At 34.0% G+C, this 1,304-nt stretch carries 2 protein-coding genes; one reads left to right on the forward strand and one right to left on the reverse strand.

What is annotated here, in order from left to right:
* Window positions 1-196 precede the first annotated feature (196 nt).
* Entirely contained in the window at window positions 197-889 is a 693-nt protein-coding gene (locus UC75_RS16515) for a tetratricopeptide repeat protein (protein ID WP_049838209.1), read from the reverse strand.
* A 262-nt stretch (window positions 890-1,151) separates the two neighbouring features.
* Between UC75_RS16515 and UC75_RS22115 the strand changes: the two genes are divergently transcribed.
* A partial coding sequence (locus tag UC75_RS22115) for a hypothetical protein (RefSeq protein WP_228137460.1) occupies window positions 1,152-1,304 on the forward strand: 153 nt, incomplete at its 3' end.

The following is a 1,304-nucleotide window of genomic DNA, read 5'->3' on the forward strand; positions in this document are numbered from 1 at the left end:
TGGTGATTTTAATTACGTCAATTTAATATTTAAAATATTTTTGATTTAATAATAAATCTAAATGTATTTTTAAAATAATAGAATTAATATTTATATTTAATTAGAAAAAATAAAGAATAAAATAAGTTGTAGCTGTAATGTTATTAATAATAAAGATTTATCATCTTATAAATAAAATATTATAGATATGGCTACCTTATTCTAAACTTTTAAGCATTTCTTTCGCATCCGAATCGCCTGTATTGGCCGCTTGCTGAAACCATTTCTTTGCCAGTTGTAGGTTTTTCGGCGTGCCTTCACCGTTTAAATACATTTGGGCCAAGTTGTACTGGGCATCACTTTCATTGTCCTCAGCCGCTTTGGTGTACCACTTAAGGGCTTGCTCATCGCTTTGAGCGACGCCGTGACCTTTTTTATATAGATGAGCTAAATTATATTCTGCGGGTGGGTAGCCTTGCTCGGCAGCACGACTAAACCATTCAAACGCCTGCACATAATTTTGCGCAGTTCCTTCACCTCTGTCGTATAAAACCCCTAAGTTATATTGCGCTTTAGCATGGCCCTTGGCCGCAGCCTTGGTGAAATAATCAAAAGCGCGCTTGGCATCTTTTTCAACACCCGTGCCTGTGTAATACAGCATTCCTAAACTATATTTTGCCCCCACGCTTCCATTTTGGTCAGCCGCAGTTAGCCATTTAAATGCTTGTTCATAATTTTTAACAATGCCTTGTTCGCCGCTTAAAAGCATCATGCCAAGATGATATTGAGCAACAGCTTGCCCTTGTTCTGCACGATATTGAATATCGGCCACACTCGGTTCAGCAAATGCTGGAGAATGAAGTGAAAAAATCACCATAAATATATAAAAAGCAGACTTTTTTATTTTCATATCTCATCCTGAATTTTATTAATTTTAATATTTATTTTTCTTTAATATCTATTTGAATATAAAAGAAAAATATTAAATATGTTTGGGTGGTTTATAGCACTTTAAAATGAGTAAATTTTACGGATTAAATACTCATTTAATAAGAAATTAACCTAAAACTGCATATTTAGACTAGTTACATTTTGAAAATGAGTATAGATAGACAGATTAGTCTTTTTTTAATTAAAATGCGGCCTAAATATAAGTTTGATTGATAATAAAAATGCAGATGAGTGTGTCGAGTATATTGGAGCGTTTAGGTCTTGTTTCACAAAATCGCGCTGTTCATATCCAATTCTCAAATCAGTCTTTAAATCAGCAAGTCTTCTTACAACGTATTGAAGGCGAGCATACGCTCAACCAAGGTAGCGTTGCT

Source organism: Acinetobacter sp. V2 (assembly GCF_001188385.1).
Lineage (GTDB): Bacteria > Pseudomonadota > Gammaproteobacteria > Pseudomonadales > Moraxellaceae > Acinetobacter > Acinetobacter oleivorans.